19 protein-coding genes and 2 tRNA genes are annotated in these 19,124 nt (G+C 63.0%); 9 read left to right on the top strand and 12 right to left on the bottom strand.

Annotated elements, in window-relative coordinates:
* Window positions 1–6: 6 nt before the first annotated feature.
* Window positions 7–597, bottom strand: a complete 591-nt coding sequence (locus AC27VQ_RS13270; RefSeq protein ID WP_313528656.1) for a TetR/AcrR family transcriptional regulator — start codon at window positions 595–597, stop codon at window positions 7–9.
* 118 nt (window positions 598–715) lie between these two features.
* Between AC27VQ_RS13270 and AC27VQ_RS13265 the strand changes: the two genes are divergently transcribed.
* Window positions 716–1,939, top strand: coding sequence for an MFS transporter (locus AC27VQ_RS13265; protein WP_488716605.1), 1,224 nt, complete (start codon window positions 716–718; stop codon window positions 1,937–1,939).
* 218 nt (window positions 1,940–2,157) lie between these two features.
* Window positions 2,158–3,519: an MATE family efflux transporter gene (locus AC27VQ_RS13260; protein WP_488716604.1), complete on the top strand. Its 1,362-nt coding sequence runs from the start codon at window positions 2,158–2,160 to the stop codon at window positions 3,517–3,519.
* A gap of 54 nt (window positions 3,520–3,573) precedes the next feature.
* Here AC27VQ_RS13260 and pyrG read toward each other — a convergent pair whose 3' ends face one another.
* From pyrG to tpiA, 3 genes are all read right to left on the bottom strand, one after another.
* Window positions 3,574–5,202: a CTP synthase gene (gene pyrG / locus AC27VQ_RS13255; RefSeq protein WP_488716603.1), complete on the bottom strand. Its 1,629-nt coding sequence runs from the start codon at window positions 5,200–5,202 to the stop codon at window positions 3,574–3,576.
* A gap of 146 nt (window positions 5,203–5,348) precedes the next feature.
* Entirely contained in the window at window positions 5,349–5,837 is a 489-nt protein-coding gene (gene secG / locus AC27VQ_RS13250; protein ID WP_298101961.1) for a preprotein translocase subunit SecG, read from the bottom strand.
* A 129-nt stretch (window positions 5,838–5,966) separates the two neighbouring features.
* Entirely contained in the window at window positions 5,967–6,737 is a 771-nt protein-coding gene (tpiA, locus tag AC27VQ_RS13245; protein ID WP_488716602.1) for a triose-phosphate isomerase, read from the bottom strand.
* A 158-nt stretch (window positions 6,738–6,895) separates the two neighbouring features.
* On the opposite strand from tpiA, the gene AC27VQ_RS13240 reads away from it, so the two are divergent.
* Window positions 6,896–8,473: a caspase family protein gene (locus AC27VQ_RS13240; protein ID WP_488716601.1), complete on the top strand. Its 1,578-nt coding sequence runs from the start codon at window positions 6,896–6,898 to the stop codon at window positions 8,471–8,473.
* Window positions 8,474–8,488: 15 nt separating this feature from the next.
* On the top strand, window positions 8,489–9,094 hold the full coding sequence (locus AC27VQ_RS13235; protein ID WP_488716600.1) for a hypothetical protein: 606 nt from the start codon (window positions 8,489–8,491) through the stop codon (window positions 9,092–9,094).
* A gap of 5 nt (window positions 9,095–9,099) precedes the next feature.
* On the opposite strand, the gene AC27VQ_RS13230 is transcribed toward AC27VQ_RS13235, so the two are convergent.
* Window positions 9,100–9,984, bottom strand: coding sequence for an alpha/beta hydrolase (locus tag AC27VQ_RS13230; protein ID WP_488716599.1), 885 nt, complete (start codon window positions 9,982–9,984; stop codon window positions 9,100–9,102).
* A gap of 298 nt (window positions 9,985–10,282) precedes the next feature.
* Between AC27VQ_RS13230 and parE the strand changes: the two genes are divergently transcribed.
* Both parE and AC27VQ_RS13220 read left to right on the top strand, forming a co-directional pair.
* Entirely contained in the window at window positions 10,283–12,349 is a 2,067-nt protein-coding gene (gene parE, locus AC27VQ_RS13225; protein ID WP_488716598.1) for a DNA topoisomerase IV subunit B, read from the top strand.
* An 83-nt stretch (window positions 12,350–12,432) separates the two neighbouring features.
* Entirely contained in the window at window positions 12,433–12,864 is a 432-nt protein-coding gene (locus tag AC27VQ_RS13220) for a hypothetical protein (RefSeq protein WP_488716597.1), read from the top strand.
* Here AC27VQ_RS13220 and AC27VQ_RS13215 read toward each other — a convergent pair.
* Entirely contained in the window at window positions 12,861–13,988 is a 1,128-nt protein-coding gene (locus AC27VQ_RS13215; RefSeq protein WP_488716596.1) for a DUF2336 domain-containing protein, read from the bottom strand. The genes AC27VQ_RS13220 and AC27VQ_RS13215 overlap by 4 nt on opposite strands.
* Before the next feature lie 128 nt (window positions 13,989–14,116).
* On the opposite strand from AC27VQ_RS13215, the gene AC27VQ_RS13210 reads away from it, so the two are divergent.
* Window positions 14,117–14,758 carry a hypothetical protein gene (locus AC27VQ_RS13210; protein WP_488716595.1) on the top strand — a complete coding sequence of 214 codons (642 nt, stop codon included), beginning with the start codon at window positions 14,117–14,119 and terminating at the stop codon, window positions 14,756–14,758.
* Window positions 14,759–14,829: 71 nt separating this feature from the next.
* Here the strand turns inward: AC27VQ_RS13210 and AC27VQ_RS13205 are convergent, their stop codons facing one another.
* On the bottom strand, window positions 14,830–15,804 hold the full coding sequence (locus tag AC27VQ_RS13205; protein ID WP_488716594.1) for a GlxA family transcriptional regulator: 975 nt from the start codon (window positions 15,802–15,804) through the stop codon (window positions 14,830–14,832).
* Window positions 15,805–16,086: 282 nt separating this feature from the next.
* Between AC27VQ_RS13205 and AC27VQ_RS13200 the strand changes: the two genes are divergently transcribed.
* Window positions 16,087–16,512 carry a BA14K family protein gene (locus AC27VQ_RS13200; protein WP_421594466.1) on the top strand — a complete coding sequence of 142 codons (426 nt, stop codon included), beginning with the start codon at window positions 16,087–16,089 and terminating at the stop codon, window positions 16,510–16,512.
* A gap of 57 nt (window positions 16,513–16,569) precedes the next feature.
* Here the strand turns inward: AC27VQ_RS13200 and AC27VQ_RS13195 are convergent.
* The 5 genes from AC27VQ_RS13195 to AC27VQ_RS13175 form a co-directional block, all read right to left on the bottom strand.
* Window positions 16,570–16,646: transfer RNA gene (locus AC27VQ_RS13195), tRNA-Arg, on the bottom strand.
* Between the two features lie 10 nt (window positions 16,647–16,656).
* A complete protein-coding gene (locus AC27VQ_RS13190; protein ID WP_488716593.1) occupies window positions 16,657–16,962 on the bottom strand; it encodes an ETC complex I subunit in 306 nt (101 codons plus the stop codon).
* Window positions 16,963–17,088: 126 nt separating this feature from the next.
* Window positions 17,089–17,165: transfer RNA gene (locus AC27VQ_RS13185), tRNA-Pro, on the bottom strand.
* A gap of 92 nt (window positions 17,166–17,257) precedes the next feature.
* Entirely contained in the window at window positions 17,258–17,755 is a 498-nt protein-coding gene (locus tag AC27VQ_RS13180) for a DUF192 domain-containing protein (protein ID WP_488716592.1), read from the bottom strand.
* Window positions 17,755–18,333, bottom strand: a complete 579-nt coding sequence (locus tag AC27VQ_RS13175; RefSeq protein WP_313528624.1) for a cold-shock protein — start codon at window positions 18,331–18,333, stop codon at window positions 17,755–17,757. Before AC27VQ_RS13175 ends, AC27VQ_RS13180 begins: the two co-directional genes overlap by 1 nt.
* Before the next feature lie 196 nt (window positions 18,334–18,529).
* On the opposite strand from AC27VQ_RS13175, the gene gloA reads away from it, so the two are divergent.
* A complete protein-coding gene (gene gloA, locus AC27VQ_RS13170) occupies window positions 18,530–18,970 on the top strand; it encodes a lactoylglutathione lyase (protein ID WP_313528622.1) in 441 nt (146 codons plus the stop codon).
* The last annotated feature ends 154 nt before the right edge of the window (window positions 18,971–19,124 follow it).

Genomic DNA, 19,124 nt, shown 5'->3' with positions numbered 1-19,124 from the left:
CGCCCGTCAGGCCTTCGCGCGCAAGCCATCCAGCACGGTACGGAAGCCGCGCACAGCGCGTTTCGAGGTATCCTCCGGATCGTCCGAATTGGCGATCCACAACGCCGCATGGCTGCTGGCGCCATTGATCAGGCGGGCGGCGGCTTCGGTGTCGATCTCGGCCATCGTTCCCTCCGCCTTCAGATGATCTATGCTGCGGCTGAGTGCGGCGATACAGCCGCGGCTGGTCGGCCATTGCGAGACGTCGCCCAGCACCGCCGGCCCATCGCGGAACATGATGCGCTGGATTTCCGGCTCCAGCGCCATCTCGATATAGGCGACGCATTCATCGACAAAGCCCTGCCAGCGGTTCGGCGCAGCCGCCGAAATACGGTTGAGCCGCACCGTCATCTCCGCGTCGATTTCACGCATCACGGCTTGAAGCAACCCCTTCTTGTCGCCGAAATGATGGTAGAGCGCGCCGCGCGTCAGCCCTGCGCTTGCCGTAAAATCATCCATGGACGCATCGGCATAGCCGACGGTGCCAAAGGCCTTGCGGCCGGCGGCAATCAGCTTTGCCCTTGTTTCGGCAATCATTTCCTCGCGCGGCTTGCGCATGGCGCCTCCTATTCACATACGTCGCGTATTTTATTTGACATACGCCTCGTATGCAACTATTTCCTGGATATACGCCACGTATGTAAGTGGTGGAACCGCCCGTTTACAGGAGCAGGCCATGTCCAACCCGTACAAGGAAATTTTCAGCGTGCCGGGAACCAAGGGGTTCTCCGCCGCCGGCTTTCTCGCCCGCCTTCCCATTGCCATGGCGCCGATCGGCATCGTCGCCATGCTGTCGCAGACCCATGGTGAATATTGGCTCGCCGGCGCCGTCTCGGCGACCTATGCGCTGACCAACGCCCTCATCGCCCCGCAAATCTCCCGCGCCGTCGACCGCTACGGCCAGTCGGCGGTGCTGATGCCGACGACCATCGTCTCCGTCATCGCCTTCCTCACGCTGATTGCCGCCGCAAACCAGGGTTGGCCGGTCTGGACGCTGTTTGCGTCCGCGCTGCTTGCCGCCGCCATGCCCAGCATGCCCGCCATGCTGCGCGCCCGCTGGACCGAACTCTTCCGCGACCGCCCGGAACTCAACACCGCCTTCGCCTTCGAATCGGCGGCCGACGAGCTGGTCTATATTGCCGGCGCGTCGCTCTCGGTCGGCCTCGCCGTCGCGCTCTTCCCGGAAGCCGGCATGCTGATCAGCACCGCCTTCCTGGCGCTCGGCACCCTCGCCTTCGTGCTCCAGCGGAGCACAGAACCCGCTGTTCGCCACGTCGCCGGCAGCGCGCCGCAGAAGTCGGCTATTCGCCTGCGCCCGATCCAGATCATCACGCTCGCTCTCGTCTTCGTCGGCGCCACTTTCGCCACGGCCGAAGTCAGCGCGGTCGCCATCACCAAGGATCTCGGCCAGCCGAATGCCGCAAGCCTCGTCATCGGCGTCTATGCCATCGGCTCCTTCGTCGTCGGCCTCGTGCTCGGTGCTCTGAACCCGAAACTGGCCTTGCCGAAGCAGCTGATGATCGCCGTCACCATTCTGGCGCTCACGGCACTGCCGCTGCCCTTCGCCGGCACGGTGCCGCTGCTGGCCATCGCCGTCTTCGTCAGCGGCATCGCCATCTCGCCCACCTTCATCACCGCCTTCGGCATCGTCGAACGCCGTGTGCCCGAGGCCATGCTGACGGAAGGCGTCACCTGGGTCACGACCGGCATCGGGATCGGCATGGCGCTCGGTGCCTTCGTCGCCGGCTGGGCCGTCGATACCTTTGGTCCGCACAACGGCTTTTGGGTCTCCGTCGCAGCCGGCCTCAGTGCCGCGCTCACCATCGCGCTCGGCCAACGATCGCTGGCCGGCGAGGATTGCGCCAGCGGCATCTGCCCGCTGCCGCAGGCCGCGGAATAGGACAGCAAGGCCCGGCCACCGCGCCGGGCCTTCACGCCCACGGCTTGACGCCATCGCGCCGCACCGGTAACGAGCATTCCAAGGTTTCAGATACCTGCCGCTCGCAGACGTAAGTCCCGGTGAAATCTGATCTTCGACGACCCCGACCCTCGAAGCATTTCGTGCGGCAGGTAATGCGAGCCCCTCCCTCTTATCGGAATGCATATGAGGAGAGCGGGATGTCGCAAGACCATTCCAACCTATTTCTGACCGCGCCGCTCGGCGCGCTTTTCGCCAGGACGGCAGCCCCCATCGTCTTCGTCATGAGCATGAACGGGCTTCTGACTGTCATGGATGCCGTGATGCTCGGCCTCTATGCCGGGCCGGAGGCCGTCGCCGCCGTCACGGCGGTCTTTCCCATCTTCATGCTGCTGGTGGCTCTCGCCACCCTCGTCGGCAGCGGCATGGCGAGCCTGCTGGCCCGCCGTCTCGGCGCAGGCGATCTGCCGGCGGCCCGCACCGTCTTCTCTGCCGCCCACTGGCTGGCGCTGGCCCTCGGTGCAGCTTTCATCCTGGCCTTCCTTGCCGTTGGTCCCGCCCTCATCGCCGCCATCGGCAATGGCGCGCCGGTGCTCGAAACCTTGGCCTATCGCTATATCGCGATCGTCGTGTTCTTCTCCCCGTTCCAACTGCTGCTGGCGGTCAATGTTGATGCGCTTCGCTGCGAAGGGCGCGTCGGGCTGATGGCGCTGGCGAGCCTCTTCGTCTCGCTCGCCAACCTCGCCTTCAACTATATCCTGATCGTGGGGCTCGATCTCAGCGTCACCGGCTCCGCGCTCGGGACCGTGCTGGCGCAACTGTTGGCGCTCGGCATTCTCGTGCTGTTCAGGACTGTCGGGAAAACGAACCTGCGCCTTACGGATATCATGGGCAAACCATCCCGCCTGTCCGAACAGACACGAGACATCCTGGCGCTCGGCGCGGCGCAAAGCCTCGGCTTCATCGGTCTTGCGCTCGTCTCCTCCGCGGTCATCGCCGCCCTGCAAATCTCGGCAGGTAGCGCATACGAAACCCTGGTCACGGCCTACGGCATCGTCACCCGCATCCTGACCTTCGCCTATCTCCCGCTGCTCGGCATGAGCCAGGCCGTGCAGACGATCCTCGGCAACAATCATGGCGCCGGCCTGACGCAGCGCGCCAATGCGGTGCTGCGCCTCGGCCTCGCCGCCGTCCTCATTTATTGCCTCGGCATCGAGATGCTGCTCGTCGCACTGCCTGGCCAGATCGCCAGCCTGTTCGTCTCGGATGCGTCCGTCATCGCCGCCGTCACCCGCATCATGCCCATCATGGCGGCGCTCTATATCGTCTCCGGACCGCTCATGGTCGTCGCCGGTTCTTTCCAGGCGATCGGCGATGCCAAACGCGCGGCCCTGCTGAGCCTCGCAAAGCCCTATCTCTTCACCATGCCGCTGGTGCTTGCCCTAACCACGCTGTTCGGAGAAAGCGGCATCTGGTTCGCCATGCCGGCGGCGGACGGGCTAATGCTTGCCCTTACGGCCATCACGTTACGGCAAGCGACGGCACGCACTGCCAGCCAATAAAAAACCGCCCGGCGCTTGCTGCACCGGGCGGTTCTTAAAACGGGATTTCTACACTCAGACGAGGCGGCTCTGTTCCAGCGCCGCCTCGACGAAGCTCGCGAAGAGCGGGTGCGGATCGAGCGGACGGCTCTTCAGTTCCGGGTGGTATTGGACGCCGATGAACCACGGATGATCCGGATATTCCACCGTCTCCGGCAGCACGCCATCCGGCGACATGCCGGAGAAGACGAGGCCGCAGTTTTCGAGCTTCTGCTTGTAGTCGACATTCACCTCGTAGCGATGGCGATGGCGCTCGGAAATATCCGTCGAACCATAGATGTCGGCGATCTTCGTGCCGCCCTTGAGCGCCGCGCGGTAGGCGCCGAGGCGCATCGTGCCGCCGAGATCGCCCGAAGCCGAACGCTTCTCCAGGTCGTTACCCTTCACCCATTCCGTCATCAGGCCAACGACCGGCTCGGCCGTCTTGCCGAATTCGGTGGACGAGGCCTTCTCGATGCCGGCGAGGTTGCGGGCCGCTTCGACGACCGCCATCTGCATGCCGAAGCAGATGCCGAAATACGGCACCTTACGCTCGCGGGCAAAGCGCGCCGCGTTGATCTTGCCCTCGGAACCACGCTCGCCGAAACCGCCGGGAACGAGAATGCCGTGCACCTTCTCCAGATAGGGCGCCGGGTCCTCCTTCTCGAAGACTTCCGACTCGATCCATTCGAGCTTGACCTTGACGTGGTTGGCGATGCCGCCGTGATAGAGCGCCTCGATCAGCGACTTGTAGGCGTCCTTGAGGCCGGTATATTTGCCGACGATGGCGATCGTCACCTCGCCCTCGGGCGTCTTGATGCGATCGGACACGTCCTGCCAGGCTTCCAGGCGCGGCTTCGGCGCCGGCTCTATGCCGAAGGCGGCCAGCACCTCGTCGTCGAGGCCTTCCTTGTGATAGGCGAGCGGCACGTCGTAGATCGAGGACACGTCGAGCGCCTGGATCACGGCCGTTGCGCGCACGTTGCAGAACAGCGACAGCTTCTTGCGCTCGGCTTCCGGGATTTCACGGTCGGCGCGCACCAGAAGGATGTCCGGGTGGATGCCCATGGCCTGCAGCTCCTTGACGGAGTGCTGCGTCGGCTTGGTCTTCAGCTCGCCGGCGGCCGGAATATAGGGCATCAGCGTCAGGTGAACATAGACGGCGGTGCCGCGCGGCAGATCATTGCCGAGCTGGCGGATCGCTTCCATGAACGGCATCGCCTCGATGTCGCCCACCGTGCCGCCGATCTCGCAAATGACGAAATCGTAGTCGTCATTGCCTTCGGTGACGAAGTTCTTGATCTCGTTGGTGACGTGCGGAATGACCTGCACGGTCGCGCCGAGATAGTCACCGCGGCGTTCCTTGTCGATGATGTTCTTGTAGATGCGACCGGTGGTGATGTTATCGGTCTTGGTGGCCGAGCGGCCGGTGAAGCGCTCGTAATGGCCGAGGTCGAGGTCGGTTTCCGCGCCGTCGTCGGTGACGAACACCTCGCCGTGCTGCGTCGGGCTCATGGTGCCCGGGTCGACATTGAGATAGGGGTCCAGCTTCCGCAGGCGAACGCGGTAACCGCGGGCCTGAAGGAGAGCTCCGAGTGCAGCGGCTGCGATGCCTTTTCCGAGGGAAGAAACCACGCCGCCTGTGATGAATACATATCGCGCCATGGGAGTCACCGCATACCTTTTCAAAATCAACCACGCCACCGAAAAATCACTTTGCCCGTGATTTCGGAAGTCGCAATCGGCGTTTTACACAGAAGAAGGCCGGTTGGTGTGACCCAACCGGCCGGTTTGTTTTTTACGTTTGCGGCTTACTGGCCGCTGGGAACGCCGGCATTGCCGCCCGTGCCCGTCGTGGCGCCACCCGTAGTACCGGTGCCCGTCGTCGTGGTGGTGTTGCCGGTGCCGGTTGCGGCGCCGCCTTCGGTCGGAACGGCGTCGGTGCCGGTCGTCGCGGGTGTCTGATTGGTCGTGTTGTTCTGGGTGCCCTGCTCCGGCTTCTTTTCGCCGCCGAGGGAATCGAGAACGCCGCCCGTGCCCGTCGTGCCGGGGATACGGTCGAGAATGTCGGTCGGCTGCGATTCCCAGCGGGCGATGATGCCCATGCCGAGCGCCAGAACGAAGAACAGCGTGGCGAGGATCGCGGTCGTGCGCGTCAGGGCATTGGCCGTGCCGCGCGCCGACATGAAGCCGGAGCCGCCGCCGATGCCGAGGCCGCCGCCTTCCGAGCGCTGGATCAGCACGACGCCGATCAGCGCGACGACGACCATGAGATAGATGACGAGCAAGATGGTCTGCATGTTTAAGGATCCCGGCCAGACGGCCCAAAATTCAGGTTTGCGGCTCAATATACCAAGCCGTGCGCCATTCCAAGCCCCAGCCGGCGTCTGCCCGCCCTTTTCCGGGCAGGCAAACGATCAGCACAGGACTCAGGCCGTCAGCGCTTCGTATGCGCGGTAGATGGCAAGGAAGTCGTCGGATTTCAAGCTCGCACCGCCGATCAGTGCGCCGTCGACATTGGCGACACCCATCAATTCTTTCGCGTTGCCGGGCTTGACCGAGCCGCCATAGAGGATGCGCATCTTCGCGCCTTCACCTGCAAACCGGCTCTTGAGTTCGGCGCGCATAAAGGCGTGCGCCTCCTCCACGTCGGTTGCTGTTGGCGTAAGACCGGTGCCGATCGCCCAGACGGGCTCATAGGCGATGACCGTGTTTTCCGCCGTCGCACCATCCGGCACGGAGCCTGCGAGCTGCGTCTTCAGAACGTCCAGCGTCTTGCCGGCCTTGCGCTCGTCGCCGGTCTCGCCGATGCAGATGATGGCGACGAGGTCGCTCGCATAGGCGATCTCCGCCTTGGCGCGCACGAGCGCATCGCTTTCCTTGTGGTCGGTGCGGCGCTCGGAATGGCCAACGATGACATGGGTGCCGAAGCAATCGGCGATCATTTCGGCCGAGATGTCGCCGGTGTGGGCGCCGGAGGCCTTTTCATGGCAATCCTGTGCGCCGATCTGCAAAGGGCTGTCGGTAGAGAGCGCCGTCGCCACATAGAGCAAAGTTGCCGGGGGGCAGATCAGTGTCTCGACCTTGTCGGAAAGCGGTCCCATCACGCCTTCGGCCATCGCCTTGATCTGGTCGAGCGATGCGCGCGTGCCGTTCATCTTCCAGTTTCCGGCAACAAGCGGGGTTACGTCCGGTGTCATGAGGCCTCCCTATCCCTAAAATTCCGTCGGCTTGCGGCGTAGCAAATCGAAGCCCCCAAGAAAAGCCGTCCCATGGCCAAGCGAATTCGAATATGCATAGGATATGATCCGTTCCTGCTCATATCGCGATCGGCGCATGAGGAAGGCGAAAGGGGCACATGCTTCCCTCGAGACTGGTCATCCTCCTCTTCCTGGCGGTGCTGCTTTCGGCCGGCAGCGCCGGCGCACAGGACTCGGCCAATGCCGGCGGCCAGACGCGCGGTCTGATGCCCATCAAGACCGGGGTGGAAAAGATCACGGCCGGCAATACCCTGACGGTACCCGCCGCCTCCTTCAAGCGCATGGCGCTGGTCATCGGCATGTCCGCCTACACCTCGATCTCGCCACTGAAGAACACCGCCTCCGATGCCCGCGCCGTTGCCGACATGCTGCAACGCCTCGGCTTCACGGTGGACCTCGCCGTCGATGTTCCGCTCGTGCAGATGCAGGATACGGTCACGGCCTTTTCGCGCAAGGTGGAGACCGCCGACATCGCGCTCGTCTATTATGCCGGCCATGGCGTTGAGGCGGCGGGCGAAAACTATCTCGTGCCCATTGATATCAAGGTCGATGACCCCGCGAAGATCCCCGATCAGGCCGTCAGCCTGTCGTCGGTTCTGCGCAGCGTCGAGCGGGCGCGCAAACTGCGCGTCGTCATTCTCGATTCATGCCGCAACAATCCCTTTCCGACACTGCCCGGCGTGGTGGCGGCCAATGGCGCGACGCTCGGCGGCGACGGGCTCGCCGCGCCGGATCCGTCACGCGGCATGCTGGTGATCTATGCCGCCGAAGGCGGCAAGGTGGCGCTGGATGGGGACGGCGAGCACAGTCCCTTCGCCACCGCGATCCTCGAAAACCTGCCCAGGCCGAATGTCGAGATCGGCCTCGTCTTCCGCCAGGTGCGTGATCGCGTCATGGCGCTCACCGCCAATCGCCAGCAGCCGCATTTCTACGGCTCCCTGTCGGGTGCCCCCTATTTCCTCGCCGGCGAGGACGCCGCCGTCGCCGATGGCGGCGACAAGGCCTCGCAATGGCAGGCGCTGAAGCCCGACCAGGAGGTGCAGCTCGCCGCCCTGGCGGGCGAGGGCAATACGCGCGCCATGCTCGGCCTCGGCTATATGGCGCTGACACCGGACACGAAAAAATTCCAGCCCGAAAAAGCCTTCGAATTCTTCAGCAAGGCGGCCGCCGCTGGCGATGCCGAAGCCATGTTCGAACTCGGCAAACTGCATGAAAAGGGCATCGGCACGGCGCAGAACGTGCCGGAGGCGATCAAACTCTACCAGCAGGCCGCCGATCTCGGTTTCGCCGACGCGATCAACGATCTCGGCTTCCTCTACTATCAGGGCGCAGAGGGTCTGCCGCGCAATCCGAAAAAGGCCGTCGAGCTCTTCATCCGCGCCGCGGACCTGCGCCACCCGCAGGCGATGTTCAACGTCGCGGCGTTGATCGACGACGGGCTGGTGCCGGGCAAGACGCCAGAGGATGCGGCCAACTATCTCTATCAGGCGCTGCGCTCCGGCGTGGACGACGTTCTCCAGCAGCTCTCCACGCGTCCAACCATGTTCAAGCCGGAAACGCGCAAGGCGCTGCAAGCAGAACTCAGCCGCAACAAATTCTACAAGGGCACCATCGACGGCGACATCGGCGCGGGCACCCAGCGCAGCATGCGCATGGCCTTCGGCGATCCGGAATAACAAGAGAAGGAAGGCATGATCAAATCGGCTTATCTGCGTTCGATCCACGCCGCGCTGCTGGCGGGCGCACTCACCCTCACGGCCATTCCCGACGTCCAGGGACAGACGAGTCCGGGCCGTGGCTCGACGGCCTCCCACACCAGCAGCGACGCCACTTCGACCGCCGTTGCCGTGCCAACCGACTATCTCACATCCTCCATCGTCAAGAATATCAACGGCGCACGCGACGAATGCGCCCGCTACGATCCCGTCTATCGCATCGACTGTCTACGCCAGCGTCTTGCAGATATCGCCCATCGCATCCCGTCCGGCCCCGCCTATGCCGAAGCGCGCCAGATCATCAGCCGTGCCTCCAGCAAGCTCGGTCGCATCCAGTCGGGCATCACGGACGCGAAGGCACCGCGCCAGCGTTCTCGAGCCAATCCGAGGCTCAAGCAGACGAAGACCTATGCCGCGGTCAAGCGGGAAAAATTGAGCAAGGCGATGGAGCAGGCACGGCAGGTGATCGACGAAGCGTCAACGCAATTGCTGCGCGCCGCCGAAAACTCGGAGAAACGCGCCAGCCACTATCAGCAGATCGCCGCCGCGCTCGATTCGACGAAGGTGCTTCTGCGCTCGTAAAAATCTTACTGGGCAAACAGCCAGTTCAGCGTTTCCCGCCAGTCGGTCATGCGCACCGGCGTGCCGTGGCCGCCTGTTTGGAACAGCACGAAGCGCGTGGGTATGCCGGCCTTGCGCAACTTGCGAAACACCGCGATCTGGTCGTTCGCCGCATAGACGCTGTCGCTGTCGCCATGGGTGAAGAAAACCGGCAGCTTGGCCTTGAAGGCCGGCGTCTTGGCATAGTCGCCATCCGCCGCCCCGCCCATCAGCACCATGCCGGAGAGGCTTTTGACCGCATCGGGATCGCGCACGACGCGGGCGCAGATGAAGCTGCCCATCGAGGCGCAGGCCAGAATGACCGGCGCATCCGGCGACAGCGCCTTGGCGCGCAGGATCAGCCCGGAAATGCGCGCAGCGCCAGCATCGTCGAAGGACGGCACGCTCGGCGCATAATAGACACCGCTCCCCCGCACCGCGAGGTTCTTCAGCCGGTTGAAATTGCCGCCGAAACTCCAGTCGTTGCTGCCGAGCCGCCGGTCGCCGCCGCGGCCATGGATGAAGATGACCGTGAAGGCCGCCCCCTCGCCCTTGCCGGTCATCGTCACGTCGATCGGCCCGGCCGGTGTGTCGATCGTCGCATTCTGCTGCGCCTTCTTCACCGCCGTCGAGACATAAGAGGATTTCACCCGGCGTTCAGGCACCTGGTCGCGGCCGTTTATGTCGCGCATTTCCTGATAATCGACGACGCTCAGCGCACCGTCATCCGTCGTCTCGACCACTGTGCCATAGGAAAACAATTCGTCCTTCCATGCCTGGAGCGTCACCGCCGCCGCATCCTGAACGGCCATGCCGGCAAAGAGCGCGGCGAAAACCAGCCTTTTCAGGCAATGAACTGTGGACTGACGCATGAACGGAGGCTCCTTGGGGCCCGCGATACTTGCCATCCACCCGCCCGCAACGCAATCCTTGGCACAGCGGTTGGCGCGGCTTGACGATCGACGGACACGGGGACGCTGCATTAAAGCGGTAAAAGACGATACATGACGGCTGTCCGGCGAAAGCCCGGCGTTGCCCTCTGCCATCGCGAAATTTCCCTAAATCTGGCAGAGTCGCGAGTGATTCGCCGACCATCCCTTTTGCGCCAGACGCCGATCCCCCAGGGATCGGCGGGGTAAGCTGGCAAACGGAACAAACTCTGAACAGCCCATGCAAGACGACAACAACGATCTCTTCGCCAACATGCCTTCCGAGCCCGAGCGCCAGCCGGCAAAGCCGGTTGAAAAGCCCGTTGCAGCCGCGCCCGAACCGGCCCGCGAGGCCCGCCCGCCGCTGAGCGAAGGGTCCGGTGGCTATGACGCCTCGGCGATCCGCGTTCTGGAAGGCCTCGAGCCGGTGCGCATGCGCCCCGGCATGTATATCGGCGGCACGGACGAGAAGGCGCTGCACCACCTCTTTGCCGAAGTCATCGACAACTCGATGGACGAGGCCGTGGCCGGCCACGCCAATTTCATCGACGTCAATCTCGATGCCGAGGGTTTTCTGACGGTCACCGACAACGGCCGCGGCATCCCGGTGGAAAACCACCCGCAGATGCCGGGCAAGTCCACCCTCGAAGTCATCCTCACGGTGCTGCATGCCGGCGGCAAGTTCGACGGCAAGGCCTATGAGACCTCGGGCGGTCTGCACGGCGTCGGCGTCTCCGTCGTCAACGCGCTGTCCGACCAGCTCGAAGTTGAGGTCGCGCGCAACAAGAAGCTTTACCGCCAGCGCTTTTCGCGCGGCAAGCCGGTCGGCGGGCTCGAAGAACTCGGCGATGTGCACAACCGTCGCGGCACGAAAGTGCGTTTCCATCCGGACCCGGAAATCTTTGGCGCCCATGCACGATTCGATCCCGGCCGTGTCTTCCGCATGGCCCGTTCGAAGGCCTATCTGTTCGGCGGCGTCGAAATCCGCTGGAGCTGCGATCCGTCGCTCCTGCCCGAGGGGTCGGAAACGCCGGAAAAGGCCGTCTTCCACTTCCCCGGCGGCCTGAAGGATTACCTGCAGGCGACGCTCGGCAAGGACTATACCGTCACCCGCGAGATCTTCGCCGGCAAGAGCGAGAAGTCCGGCGGCCACGGCTCGCTGGAATGGGCCGTCACCTGGTATGGCGGCGATTCGCTCATCCATTCCTATTGCAACACCATCCCGACGGCCGACGGCGGCACGCATGAGGCGGGCCTGCGCATCGCGCTCACCAAGGGCCTGAAGAACTACGCCGAGCTGACGCAGAACAAGCGCGCCAAGGATATCACCACCGACGACGTGATGATCTCGGCGGTCGGCATGCTCTCGGTTTTCATCCGCGAGCCGGAATTCGTCGGCCAGACCAAGGACAAGCTCGCCTCGGTCGAGGCGCAGCGCATCGTCGAAAACGCGCTGCGCGACCCCTTCGACCACTACCTCGCCGACAACCCGGCCGAAGCGGCAAAGCTGCTCGAATGGGTGATCGAGCGCGCGGAAGAGCGCATGCGCCGCCGCAAGGAGAAGGAAGTCTCCCGCAAGACGGCGGTGCGCAAGCTGCGCCTGCCCGGCAAGCTCGCCGACTGCTCGCAGAATTCCGCCGAGGGCGCCGAACTTTTCATCGTCGAGGGCGATTCGGCCGGCGGCTCTGCCAAGCAGGCGCGCAACCGCGCCAATCAGGCCATTTTGCCCCTGCGCGGGAAAATTCTCAACGTCGCCAGCGCCGGCCGGGAAAAGCTCGGCGCCAACCAGTTGATCTCCGACCTTGTGCAGGCGCTCGGCTGCGGCACGCGCACGAAATATCGCGAGGAGGACCTTCGTTACGAGCGCGTCATCATCATGACCGATGCCGACGTCGATGGCGCGCATATCGCCTCGCTGCTCATCACCTTCTTCTACCAGGAGATGCCCGATCTCATCCGCGGCGGCCATCTCTATCTCGCCGTGCCGCCGCTCTACCGCCTCAGCCAGGGTGGCAAGACGCTCTATGCGCGCGACGACGGCCATCGCGAAGAACTGATGCGCACCGAATTCAATGGGCGCGGCAAGGTGGAAATCGGCCGCTTCAAAGGCCTTGGCGAAATGCTGCCGGCGCAGCTTAAGGAAACGACGATGGATCCGTCAAAACGCACGATCCTCAACGTCATGATCGACGACGTCGATTTCGAGGGCACGCGCACGGCCGTCGACGACCTGATGGGCACGAAGCCGGAGGCCCGCTTCCGCTTTATCCAGGAACGCGCCGTTTTCGCCGACAACCTCGATATCTGACGGGGTTGCGGTCGGGCCTGGCGCCTTATTTTCGCGGCAATACCCGCCTCTAACCGGCAGCGTTCAACGCGGAAAGGACAGCCATGAAAGCTGCACTCATCGTCATGACGATCATGGGCTGCGACGACAGCGCGACCCAGTGCCACTATATCGATACGGTGCCGAAGAGCTGGCAGACCGTGGCGCTGTGCGATGCCCAGGCCGAGACCTATATCAACCGGCATCAGGACAAGAACTACCCCGTCATCGTCGCCGTCTGCGAAAGCAACAGCGACCGCATGACCGCGGATGTCGCCAAACCTGAAACAGAGGCAAAGCCGGCGGAAACCGCTACGCAGGCCGAAATCCCCGTGCCCGCCGAAACGGCCGAGGCACGGCAGGGCCTTGCGACCCGCACGCTGAATTTCGTGAAGAAGGCCATTCCGGACGCTGCCTCCCTGAAGGCCGCGGTCGTCAAGCCAGTGCGTTACGCCGAAGACGGTTATAGCTGGGTCGTCAAGCGCTTCGCCGACTAGGCGGCTTCTCTGGAAGCAATCAGCGCATAGCTGCGCGCCGTCTGCCGCTGTTCGGCGATCGCCAGTCGCTCGACCAGTTCCAGCATGGACTGGCAGGCCGCATTGCCGGCAGCGCGCGCCCGCGACAGGAGCAATTCGGAGACGGAGAAATCGCTCTCCTCGCCCTTTGCGTCGCGCCGCCAAAGCATGGTCGCTTCGGTGAAGAGCGTGCTGATATCCCGGCCGAGCCCTGCCGTTTCGTAGAGCGCGCGCACCGCAGCCTCGCGGCCGTCGGAGAGGATGGAGCGGACCCGCCGCTCCGCCTGCCCTGAAAGGTTGGTAATGGCAGCCGCGAAAAACTCCGCGCGGCCGGTACACAGAGCATGCATCAGGAAAACCGGCGTCAGGCGTCCCGTCAGGCGCAGGTGCTCGACAAGATCGGGCATTTCAACCGCAGCCACATCTGCGACCATACCGATCGTCGCGACATCACAGGCCTCGCGCGTGATGCGCTCGACACGGTTTTCACCGATCGCCGCCTGGATGAGCCCGAAGCCGGCCAGCGCCGTGCCGATTTTTTCGACCAGCGCCTGGCGGGCATCGCTCGGCAGGTCGTCGCGATCGAGCAGCAGCGCGCGGATCTCCGCATCGTCGCCGAGACGCTCGGCAATGCGGCAAAGGCTGCGGCGCGACAGCACCGCGCCTTCGTTTTCCATGAGCGCCAGCACATCCGGCGCGTCGCCGACTTCGGCCATGGCGGCGCAAACGGCGCGCGAAACATAGCTGCGATGCGCGATCAGCATGCGCGTCACATCGCTGCCTTTTGCAGCGAGATCGACGAGATCCGCATCCGTCAGCAGCGACGAACACAGAATGATTCGCGCGGCGATTTCCGGTTGGTCTTCGGCCAGCGGCAGGATGACGGCGCGCGGCGCATCCTCGCATTCGGCCAGTGCCTCTGCCAGCGCCAGCCGCACTTTCGGCGCGGGATCGTCAAGAAGGAATATCATCGCCATTTCGGCGGCGCGGCGATCATCGGGCGCGATACGCGCCTTTGCGTAAGCCTTCGCCAACACACTGGCAGCCTTCGCCCTATCGGCTGCCCGCGCTGTCTCGACCCAACGAAGAAAAGCATGAACGATCAATGGACGCCCCAAACGCCTGCACTAAGCTACTGACACCACGTTAGCGCCAAAGTGTTTAAGATTGGTTCACCATATCCATTAACGGACCGGTCATTGCCAGAAGCGGCCTCAAAGCCCTATGAAAAGCCATGACACCGCTTCCCCGTGCCCTGCTCTGCCTCGCCTTCGATCAGCCGATCCCTGCCAACCGGCACGGCGTGCTGATCCCCGCCGCGCGGATCGATGAAACGGACATCCGCGGCGCCATCGTCGTGGTCGAGACCGACTCGGATATCGCCACGCTTCAAAATGCCCTCATCGCCGGCGCCGCGATGATCGCCCTCAACGGCTGCCGCACAGGCGCTGATCTCCAGCGCCTCGCCACATTGCTATCAGTCACCGAGGCAGAGATTGGCCACCCCGAGGGCAGCACTCCGATCCTAGCCATGACCGACGGCATCCTTCCCGCCCCCGCCGCACGGGAAAGCCTCGCGGGAAAATCGCGGCGCCTCGCAGGCTTGGCCTGGAACCAGAGGGCGCTCGCACTGACCCTCGGCGCCACACGGACAAGAACGCGATCCGGCGAATGGACCGCTCCTTTCGCCACCGCCCGCGCCGCCACGCTTTTAACCGCCGCAACAGCCGACGTGCCCGCCTACGATTCGTTCCCGGATATGAATGACGACGCCTTCGTTCCGATCTGCAATCAATCCCGCGCTGATGGCTTCTTCGGCTCCTTTGCGATCAGGGCGGCGCAGATGGAAGCGGTCGAAACGTTATATGCAGGATAGCTACGACGCCGGTCGTGTTCGACGCGCCTCAACGGGGGACACGCATCCGCTCGGCGAGAAAAGCATCACCTTCATTTCGCGCGCAGTTCGGCCCTAAGCTTCAGCGGGCTTGCGCCAAAATGATTGCGGAAGGCTCGGGAAAAGGCCGAAAGACTGTCGAAGCCGCTGCGCAGCGCCACCTCCTGAATGGAGAGCGGCGTGTCACGCACCATGCGCTGTGCCGCCGTCAGCCTGAGGCGCAGATAATATTTGCCCGGCGCCGTCCCAATCCCGCCCGTAAACAGCGTCTCCAGCTTGCGCGTCGAAAAACCGAGACGGCGGGCAAGCGCCGCGATGGTCAGCGGCCGGTCGATCGTGCGCTCCATCAGTCGGATGGCTGAGGCAAGCTCCGGCTGATGTTCGCCAAGCCGGCCGAGTGAGACGAGCGGCTGCGCATCAGTCGCCGCATGGGTCTGGTCGTAAACGAAGACACTCGCCACATCGAGCGCCACGGCAGACCCGAAACGCTCGCGCACCAAATGCAGCATCATGTCGAAGGTCGGCGACGCGCCGCCGGAGGTCCAGAGCGGCCCGTCCGTGACGAAACGGTCGGCGCGCACATTGAGTGCGGGAAAGGCTGCGGCGAAATCCTCCAGCTCCTCCCAATGCGCCGTCGCATCCCGCCCGTCGAGCAGGCCGGAGCGCGCCAGAAGCCAGCATCCTGATTCGATGCCGGCGACGACGCCGAAGCGGCGGGCGATCTTTTTCAGCCGGGCGACAAAGCTGCGGTCCGCATGGCGGTCCTGATTGAAACCGGCGATCAGCATCAGCGCATCGCCGCTGGTCACATCGGCAAAATCCCCATCGACACGGATCTGCACGCCGCAGGTGAGAAGCACCGGCCGGCCCTGTGGCGAAAGGATCTGCCAGCGAAAAACCGGCTCCGGCACGACGCGGTTGGCCGCGCGCATCGGGTCGAGCACCGAGGCGAGCGACATGATTGATGACTCCGGCAAAAGCACGATCGTAACGTCGAGCGGCCCGTGACGCGTCGCTTCTTTTTTCATGTGGAAATAGTCAAAAAAGATGCGCCTTATGTCAATCGGCAAAATGCCGTTCGGGCATGATCGGCCTTACAGGAGATCTGGAGATGCAGCCGGATTGTGGTGAGAGCCCCTGTACCCCGAACACCCTGATCCGCAATTTACCGGAACGGGTTGGCGAGCCGACAAGGCGGACCAACCCGTTTTTTTTGCTCTTTCCGTTTTAAAATCAAACATTTTACGAAGGCGTGGGAACACAGTTCTGCTTCGGGCGTTGTATCTCCGAACAACACGAAAGGTTCTCCCATGTTGAAGCTCAAGACAGGCCTTGTCGCCGGCGCTCTCTCCCTCATGATGGCCGTGACGTCGGCCATCCCGGCGCAGGCGATTACCTTTGCCCGCGTGCCCGTTCCGGAGGTGACCTCTGTCGAAAAGGTGCAGTATCGTTATGAACGCCGTGACCGTCGCGAGCGTCGCGCCGAACGCCGCTGGCATGGGCATCACGGCTATCGTGACCGCCGCCCAGGTTATCGCCGCCATTCGGATGGTTTCTGGTACCCGCTCGCAGCGTTTGGCCTGGGTGCAGCTATCGGCGGCGCGATCGCCAACCAGCCTTCGGCCGGTGGCTCGCATGCGCAGTGGTGTGCAAACCGCTATCGTTCTTACCGCGCCTATGACAATACGTTCCAGCCGAACTACGGCCCGCGCAAGCAGTGCGTTTCACCCTACTGAGCCAACGGAATGCAGAAACACAAAGGGCAGCCAATCGGCTGCCCTTTCTTTATTTCATGGCGACCCCTGCAGGGCTCGAACCTGCGACATTCTGCTTAGAAGGCAGATGCTCTATCCAGCTGAGCTAAGGGGCCGGATGGGCCCTCAATGGGTCCAGGGCTGCATGCGGTTGAAGCGGAAATTATCGGGATAGGCGCAACGCTTGCGGGTCGCATCCTTCGGCTCGATCAGGCGGAATTCAATGCCGTTACGCTCGGCATAGTCGATCGCCTCTTCGCTGGTCTCGAAGGTCAGCTTGACCTGCTGGTACATGTCGCCGGAGCTCGTGTAACCCATGATCGGGTCGATCGTCCGCGGCTTTTCGGCATCGAACTCCAGAACCCAAAGGTTGGACTTGGCCTTGCCGGACTGCATGGCGGTCTTGGCGGGACGATAGATCTTTGCGGTCATCGAAGCGGCTCCAGAATTCTCGCATAAAGGCACGCCGTTTAGCCGGCGCGCGTCCGAGAATGCATAACCCAGATTCCGTAAAGGGGGAATGACCGGAAAAGCATTTGGCATCGAAACGCCCGCCGATGGTCGGAGTGGAGAGATTCGAACTCCCGACCCTCTGGTCCCAAACCAGATGCGCTACCAGACTGCGCTACACTCCGTCCGTCCCGGCGATGGGGAGATACACGCATCCGCCTGCTGCCGCAACAGCTAAGGACGGATTTTCCATGACTATAAGGATGTGTGCAGCTTTTTACGGCGCTTTGCGCAGCTCATCCACCAACTGGTTTTCGATGCGGTTGCCCGCACGAATGCCGAGGCGCTTCACCGTGCCGCCATTCAGCTCGAGCACGTAGTCGATCGGTCCCTGCGAATCGATGATCGCCTCGGAGAGCGGCTCGGCGTTCTCCTTGATCGCGCGCACCTTGCCGTCCCTGGCAATGAACAGCATGTCGAGCGGGATATAGGTGTTCTTCATCCACATGAAGACCTGGCGCGTCTCGCCGAAGGCGAAGAGCATGCCCTTGTCGTCAGCCATTTCCTGACGGTTCATCAAGCCCTGTTCGCGCTGGCGCGGTGTCAAGGCGAGCTCCACCGTGAAGGCGTGGCTCTTGCCGCCCTTGGTGACGATGGTCAGCGGCTGGGTATCGAATTTTTCTTCGGCAAGGGCGCCGAACGACAGGCAGAGAAAAAGCGCCAGAACGGCGCTTACAAGACGCGCGATAGAGAAATCCCGCGCAATACGCCGCATCAGTGCGCCCTGTTGCCGGGAAGCGGCATGTCGGGATGGATCTCGGCGGCCATCAGCCCCTTGTCGCCATCGCCGAAGCGCACGAGAACGACCTGGCCGGGGCGAAGCTCCGTCAGGCCGAAGCGGCGCAGGGTTTCCATATGAATGAAGATGTCCTCGGTGCCCTCGCCGCGCGTCAGGAAGCCGAAGCCTTTGGTGCGGTTGAACCATTTGACGAGAACGCGCTCGAGCCCGCTGGACGGCGTGACCTGCACATGGGTCTTGACCGGCGGCATCTGCGAGGGATGCACGGCCGTCGACTGGTCCATGGAAAGAATGCGGAAGGCCTGATAACCGCGGTCGCGCTTCTGAATGATCGCGACGACGCGCGTTCCTTCAAGCACCGTCTGGTAGCCATCGCGGCGCAGGCAGGTGACGTGCAGCAGCACATCCTGCATGCCGTTGTCCGGGACGATGAAACCGAAACCCTTGGCGACGTCGAACCACTTGATGACACCGGTGATCTCGATCAAATCGACGGCGTCATTGCTCTGGTCATCACGCTCTGTGATTTCCGTTGAAGACACCCTGTCCACCATGACCTACCAGCCCCTCGATTACGCTTCACATTGAGTTACGGTTAACTGATTCTTGAGGTTCAGAATAACATTGTCCCGATGCGAATGCGCAAGCCCCTTTGAAAGTTTTGCTGGCTGCATTGGTAGGCCGCAAGGCTTGCCTCAAGCTGACAAAAACCTCATCTTTCCGGCGATTCCACATTTTGAGGATATTCCAATGCGTTATCTCCACACGATGGTTCGCGTCAAAGACGTCGACCAGTCCCTACATTTCTACTGCACGCTTTTCGGGCTCGAGGAAGTCCGCCGTTACGAGAATGAAAAAGGTCGATTCACGCTGATCTTTCTTGCCGCGGCCGAGGATGTCGCCACCGCCCGCGAAAAAGCGACGCCTTGCCTGGAGCTCACCTATAACTGGGACACCGAGGACTATGCCGGCGGTCGCAATTTCGGCCACCTCGCCTACGAGGTCGACGATATCTATGCGCTGTGCCAGAAGCTGATGGACAATGGCGTGACGATCAACCGCCCGCCGCGCGACGGTCACATGGCCTTCGTGCGCTCGCCGGATGGCATCTCCATCGAGATTCTGCAGAAGGGCGAAAACCTGCCCGCCGCCGAGCCCTGGGCCTCCATGGGCAATACCGGCGTCTGGTAAGCGGCCGTGGACGCAAGCCCCGGGCAAAGCTTGAGTCCTATATTCAGCCGTACGAACCATCGTTTCGCCGTATTTGACCGGAAAATTCTTAGCCATTCCGGTCAATCGCCAGCGTGAGGGGGCGTCCTGGCCGTTTTCAAGCCGGATTGTCTTC

Source organism: Shinella sp. 20P9.1.1 (genome assembly GCF_057798995.1).
Note: the sequence above shows the minus strand (reverse complement) of the source record. Positions and strands in the feature narration are given on the sequence as shown.

Coding starts and splice junctions, on each gene's coding strand:
- AC27VQ_RS13190 (WP_488716593.1), bottom strand. CDS start 16,962: ATGACCGCAAAGATCTATCGTCCCGCCAAGACCGCCATGCAGTCCGGC.
- AC27VQ_RS13200 (WP_421594466.1), top strand. CDS start 16,087: ATGTTGAAGCTCAAGACAGGCCTTGTCGCCGGCGCTCTCTCCCTCATG.
- secG (WP_298101961.1), bottom strand. CDS start 5,837: ATGCAGACCATCTTGCTCGTCATCTATCTCATGGTCGTCGTCGCGCTG.
- AC27VQ_RS13235 (WP_488716600.1), top strand. CDS start 8,489: ATGATCAAATCGGCTTATCTGCGTTCGATCCACGCCGCGCTGCTGGCG.
- gloA (WP_313528622.1), top strand. CDS start 18,530: ATGCGTTATCTCCACACGATGGTTCGCGTCAAAGACGTCGACCAGTCC.
- AC27VQ_RS13180 (WP_488716592.1), bottom strand. CDS start 17,755: ATGCGGCGTATTGCGCGGGATTTCTCTATCGCGCGTCTTGTAAGCGCC.
- AC27VQ_RS13220 (WP_488716597.1), top strand. CDS start 12,433: ATGAAAGCTGCACTCATCGTCATGACGATCATGGGCTGCGACGACAGC.
- parE (WP_488716598.1), top strand. CDS start 10,283: ATGCAAGACGACAACAACGATCTCTTCGCCAACATGCCTTCCGAGCCC.
- AC27VQ_RS13210 (WP_488716595.1), top strand. CDS start 14,117: ATGACACCGCTTCCCCGTGCCCTGCTCTGCCTCGCCTTCGATCAGCCG.
- AC27VQ_RS13270 (WP_313528656.1), bottom strand. CDS start 597: ATGCGCAAGCCGCGCGAGGAAATGATTGCCGAAACAAGGGCAAAGCTG.
- AC27VQ_RS13240 (WP_488716601.1), top strand. CDS start 6,896: ATGCTTCCCTCGAGACTGGTCATCCTCCTCTTCCTGGCGGTGCTGCTT.
- tpiA (WP_488716602.1), bottom strand. CDS start 6,737: ATGACACCGGACGTAACCCCGCTTGTTGCCGGAAACTGGAAGATGAAC.
- pyrG (WP_488716603.1), bottom strand. CDS start 5,202: ATGGCGCGATATGTATTCATCACAGGCGGCGTGGTTTCTTCCCTCGGA.
- AC27VQ_RS13175 (WP_313528624.1), bottom strand. CDS start 18,333: ATGGTGGACAGGGTGTCTTCAACGGAAATCACAGAGCGTGATGACCAG.
- AC27VQ_RS13260 (WP_488716604.1), top strand. CDS start 2,158: ATGTCGCAAGACCATTCCAACCTATTTCTGACCGCGCCGCTCGGCGCG.
- AC27VQ_RS13265 (WP_488716605.1), top strand. CDS start 716: ATGTCCAACCCGTACAAGGAAATTTTCAGCGTGCCGGGAACCAAGGGG.
- AC27VQ_RS13230 (WP_488716599.1), bottom strand. CDS start 9,984: ATGCGTCAGTCCACAGTTCATTGCCTGAAAAGGCTGGTTTTCGCCGCG.
- AC27VQ_RS13205 (WP_488716594.1), bottom strand. CDS start 15,804: ATGAAAAAAGAAGCGACGCGTCACGGGCCGCTCGACGTTACGATCGTG.